This is a genomic window from Burkholderia sp. LA-2-3-30-S1-D2 (genome assembly GCF_001523915.2).
In the GTDB taxonomy this organism is placed as follows: Bacteria; Pseudomonadota; Gammaproteobacteria; order Burkholderiales; family Burkholderiaceae; genus Burkholderia; species Burkholderia diffusa.
On sequence record NZ_CP013383.1, the window covers coordinates 331,478 to 348,766 of the forward strand.

General features: G+C 60.1%; 8 protein-coding genes, 2 tRNA genes, 3 rRNA genes and 1 pseudogene. 9 read left to right on the forward strand and 5 right to left on the reverse strand.

The window, feature by feature from the left end; genetic code table 11:
* The first annotated feature begins 4 nt into the window (after positions 1 to 4).
* The 7 genes from WS66_RS01550 (at position 5) to WS66_RS34635 (ending at position 6,792) form a co-directional block, all read left to right on the forward strand.
* Positions 5 to 556 carry a phosphonate degradation HD-domain oxygenase gene (locus WS66_RS01550; protein ID WP_059599129.1) on the forward strand — a complete coding sequence of 184 codons (552 nt, stop codon included), beginning with the start codon at positions 5 to 7 and terminating at the stop codon, positions 554 to 556.
* 507 nt (positions 557 to 1,063) lie between these two features.
* Positions 1,064 to 2,596, forward strand: a 16S ribosomal RNA gene (locus tag WS66_RS01560).
* Positions 2,597 to 2,659: 63 nt separating this feature from the next.
* Positions 2,660 to 2,736 (forward strand) — tRNA-Ile (locus WS66_RS01565).
* A 37-nt stretch (positions 2,737 to 2,773) separates the two neighbouring features.
* Positions 2,774 to 2,849, forward strand: a tRNA-Ala gene (locus WS66_RS01570).
* Between the two features lie 281 nt (positions 2,850 to 3,130).
* Positions 3,131 to 6,012, forward strand: a 23S ribosomal RNA gene (locus WS66_RS01580).
* A gap of 130 nt (positions 6,013 to 6,142) precedes the next feature.
* Positions 6,143 to 6,255, forward strand: a 5S ribosomal RNA gene (rrf, locus tag WS66_RS01585).
* Together the 16S, 23S and 5S rRNA genes with 2 tRNA genes alongside form the textbook arrangement of a ribosomal RNA operon.
* A 405-nt stretch (positions 6,256 to 6,660) precedes the next feature.
* Positions 6,661 to 6,792, forward strand: a complete 132-nt coding sequence (locus WS66_RS34635) for a hypothetical protein (protein WP_257792070.1) — start codon at positions 6,661 to 6,663, stop codon at positions 6,790 to 6,792.
* 44 nt (positions 6,793 to 6,836) lie between these two features.
* Here WS66_RS34635 and WS66_RS01590 read toward each other — a convergent pair.
* A protein-coding gene (locus WS66_RS01590) for an IS3-like element IS407 family transposase (protein WP_108064606.1) occupies positions 6,837 to 7,957 on the reverse strand; the annotation gives its coding sequence in 2 pieces (ribosomal slippage) (positions 6,837 to 7,699 and positions 7,699 to 7,957; 1,122 coding nt in all).
* A 66-nt stretch (positions 7,958 to 8,023) separates the two neighbouring features.
* Here WS66_RS01590 and WS66_RS01595 point away from each other — a divergent pair.
* Positions 8,024 to 9,325: pseudogene (locus WS66_RS01595) on the forward strand (MFS transporter); the annotation flags it as partial.
* A gap of 268 nt (positions 9,326 to 9,593) precedes the next feature.
* Here WS66_RS01595 and WS66_RS01600 read toward each other — a convergent pair.
* The 3 genes from WS66_RS01600 to WS66_RS01610 form a co-directional block, all read right to left on the reverse strand.
* Positions 9,594 to 10,337, reverse strand: a complete 744-nt coding sequence (locus WS66_RS01600) for a 2OG-Fe(II) oxygenase (protein WP_059598738.1) — start codon at positions 10,335 to 10,337, stop codon at positions 9,594 to 9,596.
* Positions 10,338 to 10,627: 290 nt separating this feature from the next.
* Positions 10,628 to 12,220 carry an inorganic phosphate transporter gene (locus WS66_RS01605; protein WP_059598737.1) on the reverse strand — a complete coding sequence of 531 codons (1,593 nt, stop codon included), beginning with the start codon at positions 12,218 to 12,220 and terminating at the stop codon, positions 10,628 to 10,630.
* Between the two features lie 223 nt (positions 12,221 to 12,443).
* Positions 12,444 to 13,352: a LysR family transcriptional regulator gene (locus tag WS66_RS01610; protein WP_059532643.1), complete on the reverse strand. Its 909-nt coding sequence runs from the start codon at positions 13,350 to 13,352 to the stop codon at positions 12,444 to 12,446.
* Positions 13,353 to 13,479: 127 nt separating this feature from the next.
* Here WS66_RS01610 and metE point away from each other — a divergent pair, with 127 nt between their 5' ends.
* Positions 13,480 to 15,774 carry a 5-methyltetrahydropteroyltriglutamate--homocysteine S-methyltransferase gene (gene metE, locus WS66_RS01615; RefSeq protein WP_059598736.1) on the forward strand — a complete coding sequence of 765 codons (2,295 nt, stop codon included), beginning with the start codon at positions 13,480 to 13,482 and terminating at the stop codon, positions 15,772 to 15,774.
* Between the two features lie 159 nt (positions 15,775 to 15,933).
* On the opposite strand, the gene WS66_RS01620 is transcribed toward metE, so the two are convergent.
* Positions 15,934 to 17,259 (reverse strand): MFS transporter, encoded by a 1,326-nt coding sequence (locus WS66_RS01620; RefSeq protein ID WP_059464556.1) that lies wholly within the window; start codon positions 17,257 to 17,259, stop codon positions 15,934 to 15,936.
* Between the last annotated feature and the right edge of the window lie 30 nt (positions 17,260 to 17,289).

Sequence of the window (17,289 nt, forward strand, 5' to 3'; positions counted from 1 at the left end):
GCGGATGGCACTGACGGTGGAAGAGATTCATGGGCTGTATCGCGAGCACGGCCATGTGGCCTATAGCGGTGAGCCTGTCACGCAGCTCGAGCATGCCCTGCAAAGCGGATTGCTGGCGGAAGAGGCGGGCGCGGACGAAGTGCTGGTTGCGGCCGCGTTCCTGCACGACCTGGGGCATCTGCTGAATCGACAGGGCGAGACGCCGAGTGCGCGCGGTATCGACGATCTGCATCAGTATTTCGTGCTGCCGTTCCTGCGGCCGCTGTTTTCGGACGCGGTGCTGGAACCGATCCGGCTGCATGTCGACGCGAAGCGTTGCCTGTGCCGCACGGACGTCGGCTACTTCGAGAGCCTGTCGCCGGATTCGGTGCGTAGCCTCGCGTTGCAGGGCGGTATCTTCAGTGAAGATGAGACGGTGGCATTCCTGCAGCGCCCGTTTGCGGAGGACGCGCTGCGTCTGCGCCGCTGGGACGATACCGCGAAGGAAGAGGGCAAGGTGACGCCTGGTCTCGATCACTATATGGAGATAGTGGCGCGCCAAGTGCGTGTGGCCTGACGATTCGGCTGCTTCTATATAAGGCCCCGTACACGGCAGCGTGCGGGGCCTTATATTTTTTACGAAACCCCTTGCGCGATTGCCGGGTGCTGCTTAGAATCACGCCTCTTTCGCGCTAACGGAAACGCGGCGCGGAGGAAGAAGGGAAGTGGTGCGATGGAGGGTCGGTTGTAGAGCCCCGGCGCACACGAAGTTGAACCCGGTCGTCGCAACGAAGCAGTTCAAAAAGTTGTTGACTGACTGAAAAAGACGGTTCATAATCTCGCTTCTCTGCTGCTGAAAACGCAGCGCTGCTGAGAAACGCCAGGTTTCTCGCAGAAATGCTCTTTAAAAATTAACAGCCGATAAGTGTGGGCGCTTGATGGAAGCGAGCTGATCTTCGGATCAGATAGCGAAAGTATCAAGAGTCTCACACTAAAGTAAGTCAGGTTTATGAAGTGATTCATATTCCTGTCAGCTTTGAGTGAGCGACCGGTTCTTAACCGAACCGAAAACAGTAACAGGTTTAAACTGAAGAGTTTGATCCTGGCTCAGATTGAACGCTGGCGGCATGCCTTACACATGCAAGTCGAACGGCAGCACGGGTGCTTGCACCTGGTGGCGAGTGGCGAACGGGTGAGTAATACATCGGAACATGTCCTGTAGTGGGGGATAGCCCGGCGAAAGCCGGATTAATACCGCATACGATCTACGGATGAAAGCGGGGGACCTTCGGGCCTCGCGCTATAGGGTTGGCCGATGGCTGATTAGCTAGTTGGTGGGGTAAAGGCCTACCAAGGCGACGATCAGTAGCTGGTCTGAGAGGACGACCAGCCACACTGGGACTGAGACACGGCCCAGACTCCTACGGGAGGCAGCAGTGGGGAATTTTGGACAATGGGCGAAAGCCTGATCCAGCAATGCCGCGTGTGTGAAGAAGGCCTTCGGGTTGTAAAGCACTTTTGTCCGGAAAGAAATCCTTGGTTCTAATATAGCCGGGGGATGACGGTACCGGAAGAATAAGCACCGGCTAACTACGTGCCAGCAGCCGCGGTAATACGTAGGGTGCAAGCGTTAATCGGAATTACTGGGCGTAAAGCGTGCGCAGGCGGTTTGCTAAGACCGATGTGAAATCCCCGGGCTCAACCTGGGAACTGCATTGGTGACTGGCAGGCTAGAGTATGGCAGAGGGGGGTAGAATTCCACGTGTAGCAGTGAAATGCGTAGAGATGTGGAGGAATACCGATGGCGAAGGCAGCCCCCTGGGCCAATACTGACGCTCATGCACGAAAGCGTGGGGAGCAAACAGGATTAGATACCCTGGTAGTCCACGCCCTAAACGATGTCAACTAGTTGTTGGGGATTCATTTCCTTAGTAACGTAGCTAACGCGTGAAGTTGACCGCCTGGGGAGTACGGTCGCAAGATTAAAACTCAAAGGAATTGACGGGGACCCGCACAAGCGGTGGATGATGTGGATTAATTCGATGCAACGCGAAAAACCTTACCTACCCTTGACATGGTCGGAATCCTGCTGAGAGGTGGGAGTGCTCGAAAGAGAACCGGCGCACAGGTGCTGCATGGCTGTCGTCAGCTCGTGTCGTGAGATGTTGGGTTAAGTCCCGCAACGAGCGCAACCCTTGTCCTTAGTTGCTACGCAAGAGCACTCTAAGGAGACTGCCGGTGACAAACCGGAGGAAGGTGGGGATGACGTCAAGTCCTCATGGCCCTTATGGGTAGGGCTTCACACGTCATACAATGGTCGGAACAGAGGGTTGCCAACCCGCGAGGGGGAGCTAATCCCAGAAAACCGATCGTAGTCCGGATTGCACTCTGCAACTCGAGTGCATGAAGCTGGAATCGCTAGTAATCGCGGATCAGCATGCCGCGGTGAATACGTTCCCGGGTCTTGTACACACCGCCCGTCACACCATGGGAGTGGGTTTTACCAGAAGTGGCTAGTCTAACCGCAAGGAGGACGGTCACCACGGTAGGATTCATGACTGGGGTGAAGTCGTAACAAGGTAGCCGTATCGGAAGGTGCGGCTGGATCACCTCCTTTCCAGAGCTTCTCGCAAAATTGAGCGCTCACGCTTATCGGCTGTAAATTTAAAGACAGACTCAGGGGTCTGTAGCTCAGTCGGTTAGAGCACCGTCTTGATAAGGCGGGGGTCGTTGGTTCGAATCCAACCAGACCCACCATTGTCTGGCGGTAACACCTGAGGCAATCTGTACTCATGGGGGCATAGCTCAGCTGGGAGAGCACCTGCTTTGCAAGCAGGGGGTCGTCGGTTCGATCCCGTCTGCCTCCACCAATCACCAACGCTAAGGGCTTGGTTCAGACACTGAACCGAGAATTTTGCATTGGCGATTGAGCCAGTCAGAAGATACGTAGTACGTATCGGCTGTCGTTCTTTAACAATCTGGAAGAAGTAAGTAATTTGGATAGCGGAAGCGTCTTGAGATGGACGTGGAAACTATCCGGGTTGTGATTGTATCGATGTATCTCAAGATGATTCGAACTCTATGTTCGACTCGATTTTGGAATACGGCACAACGCGAGAACTCAACCTGTAACGAGACAGACTCGTTATAGGGTCAAGCGAACAAGTGCATGTGGTGGATGCCTTGGCGATCACAGGCGATGAAGGACGCGGTAGCCTGCGAAAAGCTACGGGGAGCTGGCAAACGAGCTTTGATCCGTAGATGTCCGAATGGGGAAACCCACTCCTTTTGGAGTATCCATGGCTGAATACATAGGCCATGTGAAGCGAACGCGGTGAACTGAAACATCTAAGTAACCGCAGGAAAAGAAATCAACCGAGATTCCCAAAGTAGTGGCGAGCGAAATGGGATGAGCCTTGCACTCTTTATTTGTATTGTTAGCCGAACGCTCTGGAAAGTGCGGCCATAGCAGGTGATAGCCCTGTAGGCGAAAACAGTATGAAAGAACTAGGTGTGCGACAAGTAGGGCGGGACACGTGAAATCCTGTCTGAAGATGGGGGGACCATCCTCCAAGGCTAAATACTCGTGATCGACCGATAGTGAACCAGTACCGTGAGGGAAAGGCGAAAAGAACCCCGGGAGGGGAGTGAAATAGATCCTGAAACCGCATGCATACAAACAGTCGGAGCCTCGTAAGGGGTGACGGCGTACCTTTTGTATAATGGGTCAGCGACTTACGTTCAGTAGCAAGCTTAACCGTATAGGGCAGGCGTAGCGAAAGCGAGTCCGAATAGGGCGTTCAGTTGCTGGGCGTAGACCCGAAACCAAGTGATCTATCCATGGCCAGGATGAAGGTGCGGTAACACGTACTGGAGGTCCGAACCCACTAACGTTGAAAAGTTAGGGGATGAGCTGTGGATAGGGGTGAAAGGCTAAACAAACTTGGAAATAGCTGGTTCTCTCCGAAAACTATTTAGGTAGTGCCTCGTGTCTCACCTTCGGGGGTAGAGCACTGTCATGGTTGGGGGGTCTATTGCAGATTACCCCGCCATAGCAAACTCCGAATACCGAAGAGTGCAATCACGGGAGACAGACATCGGGTGCTAACGTCCGGTGTCAAGAGGGAAACAACCCAGACCGCCAGCTAAGGTCCCCAAATATAGCTAAGTGGGAAACGAAGTGGGAAGGCTAAAACAGTCAGGAGGTTGGCTTAGAAGCAGCCACCCTTTAAAGAAAGCGTAATAGCTCACTGATCGAGTCGTCCTGCGCGGAAGATGTAACGGGGCTAAGCTATATACCGAAGCTGCGGATGCGTGCTTTGCACGCATGGTAGGAGAGCGTTCCGTAAGCCTGCGAAGGTGCCTTGTAAAGGGTGCTGGAGGTATCGGAAGTGCGAATGCTGACATGAGTAGCGATAAAGGGGGTGAAAGGCCCCCTCGCCGTAAGCCCAAGGTTTCCTACGCAACGTTCATCGGCGTAGGGTGAGTCGGCCCCTAAGGCGAGGCAGAAATGCGTAGCTGATGGGAAGCAGGTCAATATTCCTGCACCATTGTTAGATGCGATGGGGGGACGGATCGCGGAAGGTTGTCCGGGTGTTGGAAGTCCCGGTCGCTGCATTGGAGAAGGCACTTAGGCAAATCCGGGTGCGTAATTCAAGGGTGTGGCGCGAGCTTCTTCGGGAGCGAAGCAATTGGAAGTGGTTCCAAGAAAAGCCTCTAAGCTTCAGTCTAACGATGACCGTACCGCAAACCGACACAGGTGGGCGAGATGAGTATTCTAAGGCGCTTGAGAGAACTCGGGAGAAGGAACTCGGCAAATTGGTACCGTAACTTCGGGATAAGGTACGCCCTTGTAGCTTGACTGGCCTGCGCCAGGAGGGTGAAGGGGTTGCAATAAACTGGTGGCTGCGACTGTTTAATAAAAACACAGCACTCTGCAAACACGAAAGTGGACGTATAGGGTGTGACGCCTGCCCGGTGCCGGAAGATTAAATGATGGGGTGCAAGCTCTTGATTGAAGTCCCGGTAAACGGCGGCCGTAACTATAACGGTCCTAAGGTAGCGAAATTCCTTGTCGGGTAAGTTCCGACCTGCACGAATGGCGTAACGATGGCCACACTGTCTCCTCCCGAGACTCAGCGAAGTTGAAGTGTTTGTGATGATGCAATCTACCCGCGGCTAGACGGAAAGACCCCATGAACCTTTACTGTAGCTTTGCATTGGACTTTGAACCGATCTGTGTAGGATAGGTGGGAGGCTATGAAACCGGAACGCTAGTTTCGGTGGAGCCGTCCTTGAAATACCACCCTGGTTTGTTTGAGGTTCTAACCTTGGCCCGTGATCCGGGTCGGGGACAGTGCATGGTAGGCAGTTTGACTGGGGCGGTCTCCTCCCAAAGCGTAACGGAGGAGTACGAAGGTACGCTAGGTACGGTCGGAAATCGTGCTGATAGTGCAATGGCATAAGCGTGCTTAACTGCGAGACCGACAAGTCGAGCAGGTGCGAAAGCAGGTCATAGTGATCCGGTGGTTCTGTATGGAAGGGCCATCGCTCAACGGATAAAAGGTACTCTGGGGATAACAGGCTGATACCGCCCAAGAGTTCATATCGACGGCGGTGTTTGGCACCTCGATGTCGGCTCATCTCATCCTGGGGCTGTAGCCGGTCCCAAGGGTATGGCTGTTCGCCATTTAAAGAGGTACGTGAGCTGGGTTTAAAACGTCGTGAGACAGTTTGGTCCCTATCTGCCGTGGGCGTTGGATATTTGAAGGGGGCTGCTCCTAGTACGAGAGGACCGGAGTGGACGAACCTCTGGTGTACCGGTTGTCACGCCAGTGGCATCGCCGGGTAGCTATGTTCGGAAGAGATAACCGCTGAAAGCATCTAAGCGGGAAACTCGCCTTAAGATGAGATATCCCTGGGGACTAGATCCCCTTGAAGGGTCGTTCGAGACCAGGACGTTGATAGGTCAGGTGTGTAAGCGCAGTAATGCGTTCAGCTAACTGATACTAATTGCCCGTAAGGCTTGATCCTATAACAAGTCTGTCTCGCGCTACAGAGCGCGTCGGACTGGTTGGATTCTCGTGTGTGATACACACAACCTAAATTACTGCTTCTTCCCAGATTGGTTCTGTTGGCCACGCCAGCAGAACAACCCTCTTTGCCTGATGACCATAGCGAGTCGGTCCCACCCCTTCCCATCCCGAACAGGACCGTGAAACGACTCTACGCCGATGATAGTGCGGATTCCCGTGTGAAAGTAGGTAATCGTCAGGCTCCCTAAGCCAAGAACCCCCGCCCAAAAGGCGGGGGTTTTTGCATTTGAGCGGCGGAAATGAATACGAGCGGAATGACGAGTGCAACGCGGTTGGAGCTGGCATCTAGCAATGGCGCTGTGATGACCGATGATGAGCGACATTGATCGATGATCGTCGGAAAATGTCACTTTCGAGCAAAATGCGCTCGAATTGATGCTTCCGTCCCTCGACGTGTCGTGCCGACCTGATCGCGTACGCCATTCGGTGACTGCAGCACGATATCGTCATAAAAATCTATGCGCATAAAGTCCATTCGCGCATGCCCGGCAGAGCAGACCAGCAGCCCCTCAGGGTAATATCACCATCCATCCCGATTCCATAGCCGGCACCCGGTGTCCTTCGCACTTCGTTTCCCGCACCATTCATGACTAATAGCCCTGCCCACCGTGGTAGGACGACCGACTTCTTGCCGTATCTGGTCGCTGCAACGTTCTTCATGGAGTATCTCGACACGACCGTGATCGCGACCGCGCTGCCTCAGATGGCACGCTCGTGACCTGCCCCCTTCAATAGGGCCAATGGGCTTCTAGCAAAGTCCTGTTAAACCAGCTCCTGGAAAGCGGCAGGAGCATCCGCGGTTGCCCGGTGTTTCGCCGCAAACTCTGACGGCGCAAGGTAGTTCAGTGCGCTGTGCGGCCTTTGCTCGTTGTAGTCCTGACGCCATGCCGCGATGACAGCCCGAGCGTGCGCGAGCGTCGTGAACCAGTGCTCGTTAAGGCATTCGTCGCGGAACTTGCCGTTGAACGATTCGATGTACGCATTTTGCGTTGGCTTGCCCGCCTGAATCAACTTCAGCGTGACGCCGTTCGCATATGCCCACTGGTCAAGCGCGCGGCTCGTGAATTCGGGTCCCTGGTCTGTTCGCACCGCCTTGGGATAGCCACGGAAGCGAGCTGCACGGTCCAATGCCCGAGCGACATACAAGCCTGAGATGCCATGGTCGACGACGATGTCGACAGCCTCTTTCGTGAAGTCGTCGACGACGGTCAGGCACTTCACGCGACGGCCGTTGGAAAGCGCATCCATCACGAAATCGATTGACCACACCTCGTTGGGCGCGCCCGGCAATGCCAGTTGCTCGCGCTCAATCATGACGCCATGGCGCTTGCGACGGCGCCGCACAGCCAGCCCTGCCTCACGGTACAGGCGATAGATGCGCTTGTGATTGGCGTGCGTGCCTTCGCGCTCCACCAGGGCGTGCAGTCGACGGTAGCCGAATCGACGACGTTCGTGTGCCAATTCCACCAGACGCGCCGCTAGCAGCTCATTCTCGTGGTCCGGCTTCGCGTCGTAATGCAGCACGCTGCGAGAAAGCCCGACAAGCCGGCAGGCGCGGCGCTCGGAGATATTGACCTTCTCCCGAATCGCCGACACTGCTTCGCGTTTGGCTTGCGGGCTCAGGGCTTTCCCTTGACGACGACCTTCAACGCTTCCATATCGAGCATTGCTTCGGCCAGCAGCTTCTTCAGCCGGGCATTCTCCACCTCGAGGTCCTTGAGCCGGCGGGCTTCCGAGACTTCCATGCCGCCGAACTTCGCGCGCCAGGTGTAGAACGACGCGTCACTGAACCCGTACTTCCTGCACAGTTCCTTGACCGCCATACCGGCTTCGGCTTCCTTCAGAAACCCGATGATTTGCTGTTCCGTAAAGCGCTTCTTCATGTCCGTCTTCTTCTCCGAAAACGAACTTTACTAGACTCCGGCTGGCCCTGTTTGTAGGGGGCAGGTCACTCGTTCGGCGTCGGTCCGAACGCGCTCAGCCTCGGGATAACGGCCTATATGCTGGCGCTCGCGGTGTTCATCCCGATCAGCGGCTGGATTGCGGATCGTTACGGCTCGCGCACGGTGTTTGCCACCGCCATCTTCGTATTTACCGGCGCGTCGGTGCTGTGCGGGCTGTCCGAGGGCGTGATGACGTTTACGGCCGCGCGCCTGCTGCAGGGCGTCGGCGGGGCGATGATGGTGCCGGTCGGACGGCTGATCGTCGTTCGCAGCACCGAGAAGGCCGAGCTGATGCGCGCAATCGCGACGATCACGTGGCCGGGCATCGTCGCGCCGGTCGTCGGGCCGCCCATCGGCGGCTTCATCACGACCTACGCGTCATGGCGATGGATCTTCCTGCTGAACGTCCCGTTCGGTATTGTTGCGCTCGTCTGTACCTGGCTGATCGTCCGGAACACACGTGCCGATGAGCAACGACCGCTCGACTGGGTCGGCTTCGTGCTGGGAGGCGCTGCGCTGACCTGTCTGCTGATCGGTACCGAAGCGGCTGGCCAGCAGGACGTCGACTTCACGCGCGCGGGTATTCTGGTGGGCGCGAGCGTGCTGTTCGGCATCGCCGTGTGGATGCACGGGCAACGCTGTGCACATCCGCTGCTCGATTTCTCGACGCTAAAAGTGCCGACATTCTCGGTGACGGTGATCACCGGCTCCATCACGCGGATGGCGATCAATGCCGTGCCGTATTTGCTGCCGCTGCTGTTCCAGATCGGCTTCGGGCTGTCGCCATTCCAGTCCGGCCTGCTGCTGCTCGCGAGCGCGCTTGGCAATCTTGGGATGAAGGCGGGAACGTCGTGGATCCTCGACCGATTCGGTTTCCGGCGCGTTGCGCTCGTCGACGTGACGATCGCAGGTCTCTTCACGATCGCGTGTGGCTGGCTGACAGCGTCGACGCCGCTGGCGGTCACGCTGTTCGTCGTATTCGTCTACGGGCTCACGCGGTCGATGCAGTTCACGACGCTCGCGACGCTGGCATATGCGGACATCCCTGCTCGACAGACGAGCGCGGCCAGCACGCTGTGGAGCGCGGCGCAGCAGATGACGATCGGGATGGGGATTGCATTCGGTGCGTTGTCGCTGCGGTTGGCGGCGTTGGTGCGTGGCGACGCGGCCGGTATGCATTACGTGCTCGACGATTTTCGCTGGGCGTTCGTTGCGGCGGGCGTGCTCGCGCTGCTGACGTTGCCCGGCTATGCCCGGCTGGCTTCCAATGCTGGCGATCACCTCCGGGCAAATGCGGCCCGCGGGTAAGCAGGATTTCTCTTTGCATTGGCGTCGCGGCGGGTGTGGGCTTCAGATTATTGTCGCTCACTCGAAACGTCGATCCGTCATGGCGACGATCGTCTGAAGTGCAGTGCGCCCCGTCGTCCGTTACCACCGATGATGCGCAGACCGTGCGGTGGCGGCACGGCACAAGACAACGATCCTTGCGCAATGATGCGCGGTGCCTGTTGCGCAAACTCATCCGCATGCCGCATGCCGAATGGCGAGACAACATCACGTTGCACCCCGCAGGCCGTCACTGTGCGTCATGGAAGATGATGCCGACCGTGTGGCGGTGGCCGCTTCGGATTCTGCTCACGCCATGGCGCAGGTTGACGCGATAGACGCCGCGCGTTCCCTGCACGGGCCTGCCGTGGACGGCGAAGATCACCGCATCGCCTTGCGTCAGCGACACCACTTCCGCGCGTGACTGCATGCGTGGTCGCTGTTCCGTCAACACGAACTCGCCGCCCGTGAAATCCCGACCAGGTACCGACAGCAGGATGGCGACCTGAAGCGGAAAGACATGCTCGCCGTACAGGTCCTGATGGAGGCAATTGTAGTCGTCGGGACCGTATTGCAGGATCAGCGGCGTCGGTCGTGTCTGTCCCGCCGCGTGGCAGCGATCGAGGAATGCCCGGTGCTCTTTCGGATAGCGGACGTCGATCCCGAGTGCCTGGTTCCAGCGATTGGCGATCGGCGCAAGATGCGGGTAGAGCGTCGTGCGCAGCGCGGCGACGACGCCAGGCAGCGGATACGCAAAGTACTTGTATTCGCCGCGCCCGAAGCCGTGCCGTGCCATCACGATGCGCGAACGATAGAGCGCATCCCGCGGATAGAGCGAGGCGAGCGCAGCGCACTCGCTTGCGGAGATCAGGCCCGATACTCGCGCACATCCGTAGCGATCGAGCTCGACATCGACGGTCGGCCAGTCGATTGTATCGACGCGTTGCGCGATGTCCGTCGATTCGACGGCAGGTTGCAGATTGGCGATATTCACGGGCGTACCTCGGTTCGTCAGCGATGTGGCGCCGTACGCTCGCGCGGAATATTCGCAAGCGTCGCATGCACGGTTGAAGCCACGATGAAAGTTGATGAACCCAGTCTAGCGGCGCCCGTGTGCCGGCGCGCTCCAGATCTTGCGCTTCAATCCGGAAAGGCGGAAAAAGCAAGGACGTGGCAAGAACCCATTCAATCCCGAGAAGTGTCGAAGCGGAAAAGCGGAGAAGCGACGGCGAAATCTTCCACGGCAGGCGACCGGCTCTCACCGGCCACCCACCGTTTGCCCGATCACGCCACTGACCGGAACAACCAGTAGAGCCCGCCTGCCAGCACGATCGACGCGGGCAGCGTCAGCACCCACGCGAGCACGAGGCTGCGCACCGTGCTCCACTGCAGCCCTGATCCGTTCGCGGCCATCGTGCCCGCAACGCCCGACGACAGCACGTGCGTCGTCGACACGGGTAGCCCGTACACGTCGGCGGCACCGATCGTCAGCATCGCGACGAGTTCGGCCGACGCACCCTGCCCATACGTCAAATGCTGCTTGCCGATCTTCTCGCCGACGGTCACGACGATCCGCTTCCAGCCGACCATCGTGCCGAGGCCAAGTGCGATGGCGACGGCGACTTTCACCCACGTCGGAATGAACTTGGTTGCGTGGTCGAGTTGCTTGCGATAGTTGTCGATGGCGAGTTTGTCGTCGGCGGTGAGCGCGGGCTGCCCCGACTTCTCGATCAGGCGAATCGCTTCGGATACCAGATACATCGTGTTGCGCACGTTGTCGACGTCGCGTTGCGGCACCGCCGCCATCGACCCCGACGTACCGACTGCGGTCGCGAGCATCGTGGACAGCTGTTGCACGGCAGGCAGCACGGCGGGCGTCAGTTCACGATGCTGCACGTAGTGTTCGACGTCGGCGCGCGGGTTCGCGGACGGCGCGACGCCGTTCGTATACTTCCCGAACGTCGCGGCAGCCTGGTTCGCGACGGCGACGAACGTCTGCGTTTCGGCTGGCGTGACGGCCTTGTTTAGCGCATACGCGGTCGGCACCGTGCCGATCAGGATCAGCATGATGAGGCCCATCCCTTTCTGCCCGTCGTTCGATCCGTGCGCGAACGACACGCCCGTGCAGGTCAAGATCAGCAGGCAGCGAATCCAGAACGGCGGCGGCTGATCCTTCGGCGGCTCCTTGTACAGATCGGGAATCCGCACGAGCGCCTTCAGCACGAGCAGCAGCAGTGCCGCGCACAGGAAGCCGACGATCGGCGAGAACAGCAGCGACTTGCCGACACCGAGCGCCTGGCCCCAGTCGACGCCGCTTGTGCCGGACGGCCCGTGCATCAACTGGTTCATCAGACCGACGCCGATGATCGACCCGATCAGCGTATGCGAGCTCGACGACGGTAGCCCGAAATACCAGGTCGCGAGATTCCACATGATCGCGGCGATCAGCAGCGCGAACACCATTGCGAAGCCTGCGCCGCTACCGACCTGCAGGATCAGTTCGACCGGCAGCAACTGCAGGATGCCGAACGCGACGGCGCCGCTCGAGACCATCACGCCGAGGAAGTTCCACATGCCGGACCAGATCACCGCGACGTTGGGCGTCAGCGAGTGGGTATAGATCACGGTGGCCACTGCGTTCGCGGTGTCGTGGAAGCCGTTGACGAATTCGAAGCCGAGCGCGATCAGCAGCGCGGCGCCGAGCATGAGGTACGGGAACAGCGACCCTTCGCGGACCGGCGACAGATCGGCGATCAGGTGCGTGGCGATATACGCGGCGCCGAATGCGAGCACCAGCAGGAACACGGCATATCCGACCTGCCTGGTGCGTTCGACTGAACCCGAATTGTTCGGCGCGGACGAAGCAGGATGATTCATGACGGCATCTCGTAAAGGAACCGCGTCCGATCCTAGCTTTCGCTAGCAGTCAGTTTGATGACAGTACGGATGGCGAATCATGGTCTTACGGATGTGTAAGGGGGCGGTGCCGTAACGTCGTGACGCAACATGTCGTGCACGGCTCGCGTCGTCGTCCTTATAGTGAACACGAGCCTGCGCACCGACATGCGGACTGCCGGCAGTGCGTAGTGTGCGAGCGCGGCTAGCGCAGCATGCGTGGCGCGCTCCACGTCGATTCGCGCGCCAGCGCGACGAATGCGGCCAAATAGTCGATCGACGCATCCGCCTCGCGGATGCCGAGGAAGATCTGTTTCGCAATGCCCTTCTTGCCGAGCTTGACCGGCACGACCGGCATCCGGTCCGCGTATTCATCGGCAAGCCACCTCGGCAGCGCGGCCACGCCCCGGCCGCTCGCCACCATCTGCAGCATGATGTCGGTCGTCTCGATCGACTTGTGGCGCCGCGGCACGATGCCGGCTGGCGTCAGGAACTGGTTGTAGATGTCGAGCCGGTCGGTTTCGACCGGATAGGTGATCAGGACCTCGTCGGTCAGCTGCTCGGGCGTCACGTAGTCGGCGTTCGCGAACCGATGCGCATCCGCGACCACGAGCACCTGCTCGTAATCGAACACGGGATCGAAGCGCAGCCCCGGCTTGTTGAGCGGGTCGGGCGTCACGAGCACGTCGATGTCATGGCCGAACAGCGCGCCGATGCCGCCGAACTGGAAGCGCTGCTTCACGTCCACGTCGACGTCCGGCCAGCGCGACAGGTACGGCGACACGACCTTCAGCAGCCACTGGTAGCACGGATGGCACTCCATCCCGATGCGCAGCGTGCCGCGCTCGCCCTTCGCGTACTGCTTCATCCGCTCCTCGGCGAGTTCGAACTGCGGCAGCAGCCGGTTCGCCAGCTTCAGCAGATACTGCCCGCCCTGCGTGAGCCGAAGGCCGCGTCCTTCCCGGTCCCAGATCGGCGTACCGAGCTGCTGCTCGATTTTCCGGACGGTATGGCTGAGCGCCGATTGCGTGAGATGCAGCGCATTGGCGGCCGCGGTCAGCGAGCCCTGGCGCTCGACTTCGCGGATCACGACGAGATGGAATCGTTCCAGCATGGAGATCGTTCACCCAACAGATACATGAACAACTTTAATGGATGAATGAAATAATGCCATTTTATTTCATGGGATGAAATCCCTATGATGGCTGCCGGATCTTCAATTTCTTCTGGATGGCAGCTTCATGGTTACGACACACAACCTCGGTTTTCCGCGCATCGGCGCGAAGCGCGAACTCAAGTTCGGTCTCGAACGCTACTGGAAGGGCGAATCGTCGCGCGACGAACTGAAGGCCCTCGGCGCCGAACTTCGCCAGCGCCACTGGAACGACCAGCGCGACCTCGATCTCGTACCGATCGGCGATTTCGCGTTCTACGATCAGGTGCTCGACATGAGTTTCACGCTCGGCAACTTGCCGAAGCGCGTGCAGGACTTTCACGGCGACGCGCTCGACAACTATTTCCGCGTCGCGCGCGGCCGTTCGGCGCAGTCGGCGGAAGAACACGCGGCATGCTGCGGCGGTGTCGCCGCCGGTGAAATGACGAAGTGGTTCGACACGAACTATCACTACATCGTGCCGGAGTTCCACGCGGACACGAACTTCTCGCTCGATCCGTCGCGCCTGCTCCAGCAACTGGCGCAAGCGCAGGCGCAGGGCGTCGCCGCGAAGCCGGTGATTCTCGGCCCCGTCACGTATCTGTGGCTCGGCAAGGCGAAGGACGATTCCGATCGCCTTGCGCTGCTGCCGAAGCTGCTGCCGGTATATGGCGCGCTGCTCGATACGCTGACCGCGCAGGGTGTCGAATGGGTGCAGATCGACGAACCGATCCTCGTCACCGAGCTCGACGCCGAATGGCGCCTGGCGCTGCGCACCGCGTACGACACGCTCGAGACGCGCCGCATCAAGCTGCTGCTCGCGACGTACTTCGGCCAGCTTCAGGACAACCTGACGCTCGCGGCCTCGCTGCCGGTCGACGGCTTGCATATCGATGCGATCAACGCGCGCGACGAAATCGACGCGCTCGTGCGCGAACTGCCGGCCGACCGCGTGCTGTCGGTGGGCGTGATCAACGGCCGCAACATCTGGAAGACGGACCTGAACGCGACGCTCGACTGCCTCGAACCGCTCGCGAAGCAACTGGGCGACCGCTTGTGGCTCGCACCGTCGTGCTCGCTGCTGCATGTGCCGGTCGATCTCGCGAGCGAGGAGAAGCTCGATGCGGAGATCCGTGCATGGCTTGCGTTCGCGCTGCAGAAACTCGACGAACTGAAGGTGCTCGCGACCGCGCTGAACGAAGGCCGCGACAAGGTGGCCGACGCGCTCACCGCGAACGCCGCCGCGATCGAAGCGCGCCGTCGCTCGCCGCGCGTGAACAACCCGGCGGTGAAGGCCGCGATCGCACGTATCGACGCGCAACTCGGCAACCGCGCGAGCCCGTACACGCAGCGCGCGCTGAAACAGTCGGCGCGCCTGAATCTGCCGGCGTTCCCGACGACGACGATTGGCTCGTTTCCACAGACCGCCGAGATTCGCCTGGCGCGTAGCCAGTTCAAGGCGGGCGCGCTGGATGAAGCCGGCTATCGCAAGGCGATGCAGGCGGAAATCGAGCGCAGCGTGCGCGAGCAGGAGTCGCTCGAGCTCGACGTGCTGGTGCACGGTGAAGCCGAACGCAACGACATGGTCGAATACTTCGGCGAGCAGCTCGACGGCTATGTATTCAGCCAGTTCGGCTGGGTGCAGTCGTACGGTTCGCGCTGCGTGAAGCCGCCGATCCTGTTCGGCGACATCAGCCGCCCGAAGGCGATGACGGTCGAATGGATCGCGTATGCGCAGTCGCTGACGAGCAAGCCGATGAAGGGCATGCTGACCGGCCCGGTGACGATCCTGAACTGGTCGTTCGTGCGCGACGACCAGCCGCGTTCGGTGTCGTGCTGCCAGCTCGCGCTGGCGATCCGCGACGAAGTGCTCGATCTCGAGAAGGCCGGCGTGCGCGTGATCCAGATCGACGAGGCCGCGCTGCGCGAAGGGCTGCCGCTGCGCCGCGCGCAATGGGGCGAGTACCTGCAGTGGGCGGTAGAGTCGTTCCGCATCGCCGCGAACGGCGTGCAGGACGATACGCAGATCCATACGCACATGTGCTATTCGGAGTTCAACGACATCATCGCGTCGATCGCCGACATGGACGCGGACGTGATCACGATCGAGACGTCGCGCTCGGACATGGAGCTGCTCGACGCGTTCGACAGCTTCAGGTATCCGAACGAGATCGGGCCGGGCGTGTACGACATCCACTCGCCGAACATCCCGACGCAGGATCACATCGTCGGCCTGATGAAGAAGGCGGCCGAGCGGATTCCGGTGGAGCGCCTGTGGGTGAACCCGGACTGCGGGCTGAAGACGCGCCAGTGGGCGGAAGTGATTCCGGCGCTGACGAACATGGTCGCCGCCGCAAAGACGCTGCGCCGCCAGGTGCGATAACGCGCGAACGCTGGGTGTACGCCGTCGCGATCGACGATCGGATGGCAACAAGCGGCCCGCATGTGTGGGCCGCTTGTTCGGCGGGGTGGGGACAGTGCGGCGTACCGCGGTACGCGCACCGCAAACGGGCAGGCGATGCCGCCTGCCCGCTGCGTGAGGTTACGCTGTGCGTGCGCCGCGCGGCAGCGCTTCGTCCGCCTTGCCGGGCGCGCCGGCATCGTCGATGCTGACGCGGCGCGAGATCAGCCACACGCACACCGACGACAACACGGCGGCGCTCGTATACTGGATCGCGAGCGGCCACCATTGCGGCGCGGTGTTTTGTGCGATCAGCGTGGCGACGAGCGGCGTAAGGCCGCCGGCGATCGCGCCGCACACTTGGTACGCGATCGAGATCGCCGTGTAGCGGATGCGCGCGATGAAGATGCCGCTGACGAAACCAGCGACCACCGAGTAGTAGCCCGATTCCGCGAGCGTCGCGAGGCCGACGCCGACGGTGATCGACAGCGGCGTGCCCATGTGCACGAGGGGCAGCATCACGAACGGTACGATCGCGGCCCAGGCGCCGGTGATCAGCAGCACGCGGGTCGTGCCGAAGCGCTGCGCGATGAACGCGGCCGCGAGCTGCACGACGAACTGCAGTACGGCGACGATCGTCATGCAATGCAGCACCATCGACCGGTCGAGCGACAGGAACTGCGTCGCATAGCTGATCATGAAGATGTTGCTGAAATACACGCCGGCGATCCCGTACACGTTCGCGCCGATCGCGAGCAGCAGCAGCGGCCAGTACTTGAGTGCCTCGCGCACCGGGTTCTGCGCGGTGTTGCCGCTCTTCCTGACTTCCTCGAACTCGGGCGACTCGGACACGCTCGCGCGGATCACGAAGCCGACCGCCAGCAGCACGGCGCTCGCGAGGAACGGCACGCGCCAGCCCCAGCTCATCATGTCGTCCTTCGACAGCGTGCTGATCGCGCCGAACGCGAGCATCGACAGGATCAGGCCGCTCGCGCTGCCGAGCTGCGCGAACGACGCGAAGAACGTGCGCTTGCCTTCGGGCGCATGCTCGCCGGCGAGCAGCACCGCGCCGCCCCATTCGCCGCCGACGGCGATACCTTGCAGCACGCGCATCAGAACCAGCAGGATCGGTGCGATCACGCCGGCTTGCGCATGGGTCGGCAGCAGGCCGATCGCGACCGTCGATACGGCCATCAGCATCAGCGTCGCGAGCAGCGAGCGCTTGCGGCCGAAGCGGTCTCCGAGATAGCCGAACATGACGCCGCCGAGCGGCCGCGCGAAGAAGCCGACCGCGAACGAGCCGAACGACGCGAGCAGGCTGACGAAACGGCTTTCGCCGGGAAAGAACAGCGGCCCGAACACGATGGCGGCGGCGGTCGCGTAGCTATAGAAGTCGTACCATTCGATCGTGGTGCCGACGAACGAAGCGAGCGCAGCCCGCTTCGGTTGCTTGATGGCAGTCCCCATCTGTTATGTGCTCCTCTGGAATCCTCTGAT

Excerpts from the sequence above, each read along its gene's own strand:
- WS66_RS01550 (WP_059599129.1), top strand. The coding sequence starts at position 5 with ATGGCACTGACGGTGGAAGAGATTCATGGGCTGTATCGCGAGCACGGC.
- WS66_RS34635 (WP_257792070.1), top strand. The coding sequence starts at position 6,661 with ATGACTAATAGCCCTGCCCACCGTGGTAGGACGACCGACTTCTTGCCG.
- WS66_RS01605 (WP_059598737.1), bottom strand. The coding sequence starts at position 12,220 with ATGAATCATCCTGCTTCGTCCGCGCCGAACAATTCGGGTTCAGTCGAA.
- WS66_RS01610 (WP_059532643.1), bottom strand. The coding sequence starts at position 13,352 with ATGCTGGAACGATTCCATCTCGTCGTGATCCGCGAAGTCGAGCGCCAG.
- metE (WP_059598736.1), top strand. The coding sequence starts at position 13,480 with ATGGTTACGACACACAACCTCGGTTTTCCGCGCATCGGCGCGAAGCGC.
- WS66_RS01620 (WP_059464556.1), bottom strand. The coding sequence starts at position 17,259 with ATGGGGACTGCCATCAAGCAACCGAAGCGGGCTGCGCTCGCTTCGTTC.